Source organism: Bartonella sp. CL63NXGY (assembly GCF_042194905.1).
GTDB lineage: Bacteria > Pseudomonadota > Alphaproteobacteria > Rhizobiales > Rhizobiaceae > Bartonella.
Genome location: NZ_JBHINK010000081.1, coordinates 1 through 401 on the forward strand (window position 1 = coordinate 1; position 401 = coordinate 401).

General features: G+C 35.9%; 1 protein-coding gene. It reads left to right on the forward strand.

Features of this window, described 5'->3' with window-relative positions; genetic code table 11:
- Positions 1-220 (forward strand): hypothetical protein (locus tag ACFIK0_RS09345; protein WP_375663901.1); only part of this gene is annotated, 220 nt, incomplete at its 5' end.
- Positions 221-401: the final 181 nt, after the last annotated feature.

Below are 401 nucleotides of genomic sequence, written 5' to 3' on the forward strand. Positions count from 1 at the left end.
TGCTTTATATGCCCACCGCGCTTACTTAAGCCACGTTTTTTGGCTGTATTGGTCCTGGTTAGCAATCAATCATCTTGCTCCCCACTTGGGAATTGGCATCAAATTCCCCCTGCTTGTTGGGCTAACAATTATTCTTGCCTTTGCCTGCGCTTATTTGGTTCACCACATTTGGAGTAGTATCAAACAAGCTTTGCATATCGGACACTTAACAAACGGCTAATTTTGTATTCTATAGCGAATAAAAATGGGAAAATTTGGTTTTTGTATTCTATAGCGAATAAAATAGTGAAAAATGATATAATATTTTGTATAGAAAACAAAATGGTGGTGAAAGAAAATGAACGTTATCCAACGACCACGATATATGAATTTTCTAAAAGAATTTCAAGATGTTACAGACA